Raw genomic sequence first — 7,406 nt, 5'->3', positions numbered from 1 at the left:
TGCTAAATTCTCAACAAGTGTTTGCTCGTTAGGAGTTGATGATTTTAAAGAGGAAGGTTTAGAGTTAGCACCAAATCCTGTTGAAAAAAGTGTGGTGGTTAGAACCAAAGAAAATTTAAAATATGAGTTGTACAACGCTTTAGGAAATAAAGTAAAAGATGGAACTTTAATAGAACTGCAAAATAGTATTGATGTTAGTGATTTATCTAGCGGTAGTTATATTCTTAAAACAATTAGTAGTAGTGGTGCTGTTAAAAGTGTAAAATTGTTGAAGAAATAGACGTTTTTTATAATTTGCTTATTCCGTAATACAAACAAGTAAGTGGTTTAAAATTTTATAGACCAAATTTAAATTAAACCAATAAAAACAAAAAAGGAGTTGTATCAATTTTATTTACAACTCCTTTGATTTTTTATAAAGCTACCAACAATTTTTGTAGTTCTTGTATAATAATTTCGAGTTGTAGCAAGTTGACACATACTTTTTGTGTGATGTGTTTTAGTTTTTGTATGATGTATTGTAGTTTTTGTGTAATGCTTTCTAGTTTTTGAAAGATGATTTGATATTCTTAAATCTTAGTAATAACCAATTCAACACGTCTGTCATATTCAGGATTTTTTCCAAGAGGAACTGTATTTCCATATCCTTTAAAAGTCATTCTATTTTTTTGAACTCTTCTAAAAGCCAAATATTTATATACAGATTGTGCTCTGTTGGTTGAAAGCTGACGTTTTTTAGTGTCTTTGTCAATGGCTTCTTTATGATTTGGTGGCGTGCAACAAACATGTCCTTGAATTTCAAATTGAATATTTTTATACCTCACAAGCAACAAAGCACTTTTATCTAATTCGGTTTTGGCTTTCATGGTTAGTTTACTACTTCCTTTATCAAAAAGTATGTTGTCTAGATAAATGTGATCACCAACAATATGATTTTTTTGAATACTGTTGTAAAATCCAGGAAGTTCAAGTTTTGGAAGTTCTCTTAAATTTAAAACTACATCTACTCGACGATTTTTTGAACGTTTTTCAGGAAGATTGTCAACAATATCATCATCAATTAATACTCTTCCTTTGCCTTCAATGGTAACAATAATTTTATTTTTTATACCATTTTCTAATAGTTTATTCTGTATAGTATTGGCTCTGTTGGTTGATAATTTAAAATTATAAGCATCTTTTCCAACATCATCTGTATAACCAAAAATTTGAATAGATTCAATTCTAGTAGAATCGGTTTTTTTTATAAAATCAATGGCTTCTTTAGATTGTTTTTCATCGAGTGAAAATTTATCAAATTCAAAGTAAACAGAAGAAACTGCTTCTTCTTGCGCTTGAATAAATCCAAAGATAAATAAGGGTAAAAACTTTATTAATCTTAACATACTAATTTAAAATTTTATTATAATCAGCTTTATTAGCTAGTAATGCCGTTGCTTTTATTATTTCGGCATTGTTTTTTGTATAATATTGATATAATCCTTCTTTGTATTGATATCTTTTTATGATTTCATCAAGCAATAATTTTTTTATTTCTTTCTGATTTTTATCCAATAGTACTTCTTCACTTTTTTGAATAGCACTCATTAATAAATCATATTGAGAAGCAATATTTTCATCGATTTTTTCTTTTTTAGCTTTTTCTAATGTGGTTTTCAATGCCATTTCGGTTTCAGTATCAAACGATATTTTTTCTCTTTTTAGAAATGCTTTAAAATCGGCATAATCAACATCAGTAATTGCCGGAATTTTATCGCCCAAAGTTGGGTTTTTATAATAGTAATAAGTAACATAATTAAAAATAGCATCGTTTTTTTGCAATGCCTGAGTAATTGTACTTTGTTTAGTTTCGTCTAATTCAATATCTGGAAGAATTCCGCCACCATCATAAACCGTTCTTCCTTTTTTGGTTTTAAAAGCAGTATATTTAGAAGCATCAGTTCTAGTTGCTTTTCCATCTTTATCTTTATGCCAGTAATCTAATGCTTGAATACATCTTCCTGATGGTGTATAATATCTAGAAATGGTAACTTTTACTTGTGTTCCATAAGTCATATCAAATGGTCTTTGTACCAAACCTTTTCCGAAACTTCGGCTTCCAATAACAACTGCTCTGTCTAAATCTTGCAAAGCTCCAGAAACAATTTCAGAGGCAGAAGCACTTTTTCCATCAACAATTATTGCCAAAGGAATTTCTAAATCTATAGGTTCTTTAGTGGTTTTATAAACGTTATTGTATTTTTCGTTTTTAGATTTTGTAGTAACAATTATTTCTCCTTTTGGCACAAAAAGATTGCACACATTTACAGCTTCATTCAACAATCCGCCTGGATTTCCTCTTAAATCTAAAATAATTTGTTCTGCACCATCTGCTTTTAGTTTTTCTAATGCTTCTTTGGTTTCTTGAGTTGTTTTTCTATTAAAAGCCGTTAAAACAATATATCCAGTTTTAGCATCAATTTTAGAGAAAAAAGGTACAGCTTTAATTTCTACTTCGTCTAGCACAATTTGAGTAGTTAATGTTTTAGATTGACGAATATATTTAATATCAACTTTAGTGTTTTTGGCGCCTTTTAGCAATTGCGAAGCATCTTCTTTAAAATCAGACAACATTACGTCTCCAATCTGAATTATTGCATCGCCAGCTTTTAGTCCAGCTTTGTCTGCAGGATAACCTTTGTATGGTTCTTTAATGATAAGTTTATCATCTTTTCGAGTAATCATAGCACCAATACCAGTATATTCTCCTGTATTGTTGATTTTAAATTTTACAACATCTTGTTCGTTAAAGTAATTGGTATATGGATCTAAATCGGCAAGCATACTTTTTATGGCAGCATCCATTAATTCTGATGGATTTATTTCATCAACATAATTCTGATTTACAGTTTTAAATAAAGTTGTAAAAATTTCTATTTGTTTAGCAATTTCAAAAAAATCGTTCTTAAAACTTACGGCAACAAACAAAAATGCGCTGGCTATAACAGGAATTATAAATCTTTTTTTAATGTGTGAAAGCATTTTTAGGTGTTTTTTTTCTTAAAACGTTTTTTAATAAAATACATAATGGCGACTAAAATAATAATAAAAGGCCAAACTTCTATTAACCAAATAAAGAAACTTGAAATTCCGTTGAAACCAGATTTTATAGCATTGACAAATTTTGTGCCAAAAGAAACTGTTGCGCCAGCTTTGTGCTCTAGAGTTTTATAAAATTCTATGGTAATTGTACTCATAGAAACCTTGTTTTCAATGTATCTAAGTCGACCTTCTTTTGCTTCAATTTCTTCACGAATTGTAGCCAATTCCTTTTCTATTTCTAGCATTTCAGATACTTTGTTTGCTTTTTTTAGCAATTCAATATATCGTTCTTCGAGCGCTTTTTTAGTTTTAATTCTTGAGGTAACATCAATATATTCTTCTGTAACATCGTCTACAGATATATTTTTTCTGTCGAAATAATTAATACCTGTCGAAATTTCTTTAATAAATTCATCAAAACTTTCGTTGGCAATACGCAATCTTAAATTTCTATAAATTGTATAGTCATCTTTTCCTTCAGAATCATTTTGAACAACAATTTTATATTTTTTTATTAAGGTTTGAATGGTTTTATGAGTTTCATCCAAATCATTGGTTTCAAATCTTAAATCGCCATATTTAATTATTTTTTGTTCAATATTTTCACCATTATAATTATTATTGTTTTTTGGTTTTACATCTTCACTTTTGTCATAATTTCTGTCTTCTGAACTTGACATTTCTCTTGGAGGAATTTTTATTGTGGTAATACTACTGTTTAAAGCTTCAGCTTCTTCATTAGCATTTTCTTTACAACCCAAAAGTAAAAAAGTCAGAAATAAAAAAGAAAAAATGTTTTTCATAATAAACTAGTTTAGAACACTAAAACGTTAAAAATATAAAATTTAGTATTAAATTATTCAAGATTCTTTATCATTCGATATTGCAACAATAAATTTTTCAAACAACTGAATTGTTTTATCATTTATTTCTTGATAAGTCAAACGTTCTTTTGTTTGATAAAAAAACATAATTGAGTAGTTCTTGTCTAGATTATCAATAATTAAATGTTTATTCAATCGATAACATTCGCGCAAAACACGTTTAAAATAATTTCTATCTACTGCTTTTTTAAAATGTTTTTTAGATACAGAAACACCAAAATTTATTGCGTTTTCTGAATCATCAAGAGCAAAATAAACCAAACGTAGCGGAAATTTAGACACAGATTTTCCTTCTGAAAAAAGCAAATCAATTGTTTTTTTGCTTTTTAATTTTTCGTTTTTAGGATAGGAAAAATCCATTGTATAAAAGTTAGTTGTAGATGTTGTATACAAATTTTACTTCGGAGTAATTGATGTAAAACTGCATTCTGTTGTCTTCTTTTTTTCTAGTAATTACGATAATATTACACTTAGAACCATTGTGGTCAACACACTCAAAAGGAACAATTTTATCAGTTTCAGTTTCGGTTTTATCGCCATAAGCTGTTATTGTAAAAACCTGAATCTCTGGAGAATTCACAATAATTCTATTTTTTTTACCATCAATTGTAATAAGAATATCTGCCTTTACAAATTCTGACCATTTGCTCCATTTGCCAATTTCATTTTTTTCGGCATAACTTACACTACTGGTTTTTAAACTAAGTGCTTGTGCCTGAGTTTTTGTAGTAAATCCCAAAAGAATTAAAATAACGAATAATTGAATATATTTCATACGTAAAAATTATTAATAGATTGTAAAACTACAAATTCTATTCCAAAAAAAATATTTAAAAATAATTTGTCATACTAATTATTATTCTATTTTTGTTTCAGCACTAATAAAAACATCAAACCTTTAAACTCATGAAAAAATTTACAGTATTCTTTTTGTTTTTTACTATTATTTCTTTCGCTCAAAAGAAAGAGGCAGTTTATAAAAAATTAGCTACAACAACATGCGAATGTGCTAAAGCTAAAGGCGAAGAAAAAATTTCTGACGTTTCTTTAGGAATTTGCATTTTTCAATCTCTAGATAAATTAGACCTAAAAGAACAAAAAATTATTGGCTACAATCCTGAGAAAAAAATGGAAACTGTTGAGAAAGTTGCCGAAAATGTAGGTTTGGAAATGGCATTAATTTGTCCAGAGATTTTTGCAAATATGCAATCAGAAGATGAAGCTGTTGTTGAAGAAGTAGTTGAAGATACTGTAGATTTATTGTTTACAGGAAATTATGACTCTATGATTTCAAACGAATTTAATACGATTAGAATAATAGATGAAAATAAAGTAAGCAAAGATTTTGTTTGGTTGTTTCCTTATGATGGCGACACTTTATTTATCAAGAAAAAAGTTGATAAAGGCGAAAAAATAGAAGTTCGTTACAGGGAACAAGAGTTTTTTGAAGCTAAAAGCAATAGTTATAAAACTTTTTATGAAATTTTAGAAATAAAATTATTGTAAAAATTATTTTTTACAACAAACAGAAAGGTGTTCATAAAAATTGAACGCCTTTTTTTACTTTATCTCATAAACATTATTTTCTAATTTCACATCGGCCATCAAGCCACTTTGGTCTAATGTTATTTTAAATATTGATGTTCGAGGTTTTGAAATTGTAAATTCATAATTAGGGTTTCCCCAAGTCCAATCTCTTAAAGTTGTTCTTTTTATATTTGCTGTTGAATTTTCTTTTTCATAACTCATCATTCGCAACGGAATATAAAAAGATTCTTTGCTTCCATCAGTATATTCAACAAGAACATCAATTGGCATTGGAGTTCTTCCTATTCTTTCTAAACTAATTTTGGTGTTGTTTCCATCTTCTGTTATTGATTTAATTCCGTAATCAATGGTGTTTAGCGTTTTTGCCCAATCGGTTAAATACCAATCTAAATTGGCACCCGAAACTCTTTCGGCAGTTCGTTTAATATCGTTTGGCGTTGGATGTTTAAACTTAAAATCGCTATAAAATCGTTTTATAGTTTTCATTAAATTTTTTCTTCCAATTAAATATTCTAATTGAGTCAAAAATAATTCACCTTTTATGTAAGATGCTGTACTGTAACTTCTGTTTTCGTCAAATCTATCAGCATGAGTAGAAAGTGGTTGTTCTTTGCCTGATTCAACTAGTTTTCTGTAAGCTTTGTAAGAACCAATAATTGGATTTTCGGCTTTTTTGTCTGACATTTCATAAGTTACATAATCTTCAATAAAAGTTGTAAATCCTTCGTCCATCCAACCATTTTTACTTTCGTTACTCGCTAAAACGTGTTGAAACCATGAATGTCCCATTTCGTGAGCAATTACTCCAATCAATCCGTCAAGTTTTCCTTCACCTAGAATTAAAGTACACATGGCATATTCCATTCCGCCATCGCCACCTTGAATTATAGAGTACTGTTCATAAGGATATTTTCCAACAATAGTATTGTAATGCTTCATTATTTCAACTGTTTTTGGTTGCGCAGCTTTCCAGTTTTCAATAATATTTGGATTGTTTTTATATAAAAAATGTAAGGTTGTTCCAAAATCGGTTTTTACAACATCGTGAATATAATTTTTATCTGCAGCCCAAGTAAAATCATGAACCATCGGTGCTTTGAAATGCCACGTCAGTGTTTTTTGCTTTTTAGGAATACTAACTTTTATTTCTTTTTGTTGGTAATTATAGCCAATATCGTTTGGGTTTTGTAAATAACCTGTGCCACCCAAAATGTATTTTTTATCGATGGTGATTTTTACATCAAAATTTCCCCAAACTCCATGAAATTCTCTAGAAATATATGGATCTGCATGCCATCCTTCAAAATCAAATTCGGCCATTTTTGGATACCATTGACTCATTGATAATTCTACACCTTCTTTATTATTTCTTCCAGAACGACGAATTTGAACTGGAACTTGACCATCAAAGTCTAAAGTAAGTGTGGTTGATTTTCCGGGCAAAATTGGTTTTGCAAGTGTTACTTCTAGAATAGTTTCTACTTCTTTAGCAATTGCATTTTCTCCATCTTGTTTAAAGTTGGAAATGTGTAAAAAACCAATTTCATGTGGTAGTAATTTAGAAATTTTACTTTCTTTTATCTCTTTATCATTTACTTTTATTTTGTTCACCATTCTACTGTCAGGATCTTTAATAGATTGTAAACGCATATCCATTTCGCTTCCAGGTTGAAACGCATTGTTATATAGATGATAAAAAACCATTTTTAAAGTATCTTGAGAATTATTAGTGTAAACCAATTCTTGCGTTCCTTTATATTGATAGGTTTTAACATCCATAACAACATCCATTTTATAATCAACATGTTGTTGCCAATAAGTAGAACTTTGAGCAAAAATAGTTGTAGAAACTAAAAATAGAAGTAAGATTAATTTTTTCATTTTGAAATATTT

Annotated in this window: 8 protein-coding genes; 2 read left to right on the top strand and 6 right to left on the bottom strand. The window is 28.7% G+C overall.

The window, feature by feature from the left end:
• Positions 1-280: T9SS type A sorting domain-containing protein (locus tag ACH2BO_RS04140; protein WP_395043492.1), on the top strand; the 280-nt coding region annotated here is incomplete at its 5' end.
• 289 nt (positions 281-569) lie between these two features.
• Here the strand turns inward: ACH2BO_RS04140 and ACH2BO_RS04135 are convergent.
• From ACH2BO_RS04135 to ACH2BO_RS04115, 5 genes are read right to left on the bottom strand one after another with little or no spacing between them, the layout of a single operon-like run.
• A complete protein-coding gene (locus tag ACH2BO_RS04135; protein ID WP_395043491.1) occupies positions 570-1,385 on the bottom strand; it encodes an OmpA family protein in 816 nt (271 codons plus the stop codon).
• A 1-nt stretch (position 1,386) separates the two neighbouring features.
• Positions 1,387-3,021, bottom strand: a complete 1,635-nt coding sequence (locus ACH2BO_RS04130; RefSeq protein ID WP_395043490.1) for a S41 family peptidase — start codon at positions 3,019-3,021, stop codon at positions 1,387-1,389.
• A gap of 2 nt (positions 3,022-3,023) precedes the next feature.
• Positions 3,024-3,884, bottom strand: a complete 861-nt coding sequence (locus ACH2BO_RS04125) for a DUF4349 domain-containing protein (protein ID WP_395043489.1) — start codon at positions 3,882-3,884, stop codon at positions 3,024-3,026.
• Positions 3,885-3,941: 57 nt separating this feature from the next.
• Positions 3,942-4,325: a ribonuclease P protein component gene (gene rnpA, locus ACH2BO_RS04120; RefSeq protein ID WP_395043488.1), complete on the bottom strand. Its 384-nt coding sequence runs from the start codon at positions 4,323-4,325 to the stop codon at positions 3,942-3,944.
• 10 nt (positions 4,326-4,335) lie between these two features.
• The gene (locus tag ACH2BO_RS04115; RefSeq protein WP_395043487.1) at positions 4,336-4,740 is read right to left on the bottom strand and encodes a hypothetical protein; all 405 of its coding nucleotides are present in this window, start codon (positions 4,738-4,740) and stop codon (positions 4,336-4,338) included.
• A 131-nt stretch (positions 4,741-4,871) separates the two neighbouring features.
• On the opposite strand from ACH2BO_RS04115, the gene ACH2BO_RS04110 reads away from it, so the two are divergent.
• Positions 4,872-5,471 carry a hypothetical protein gene (locus ACH2BO_RS04110; RefSeq protein WP_395043486.1) on the top strand — a complete coding sequence of 200 codons (600 nt, stop codon included), beginning with the start codon at positions 4,872-4,874 and terminating at the stop codon, positions 5,469-5,471.
• A gap of 54 nt (positions 5,472-5,525) precedes the next feature.
• On the opposite strand, the gene ACH2BO_RS04105 is transcribed toward ACH2BO_RS04110, so the two are convergent.
• Positions 5,526-7,394: a M1 family metallopeptidase gene (locus tag ACH2BO_RS04105; RefSeq protein WP_395043485.1), complete on the bottom strand. Its 1,869-nt coding sequence runs from the start codon at positions 7,392-7,394 to the stop codon at positions 5,526-5,528.
• Positions 7,395-7,406 lie beyond the last annotated feature (12 nt).

Origin of the sequence: Flavobacterium sp. (assembly GCF_043773265.1) — a bacterium.
Classification (GTDB): Bacteria; Bacteroidota; Bacteroidia; order Flavobacteriales; family Flavobacteriaceae; genus Flavobacterium.
The sequence above is the reverse complement of the archived record's forward strand: the minus strand, read 5'-3'. Positions and strand labels throughout refer to the sequence as shown.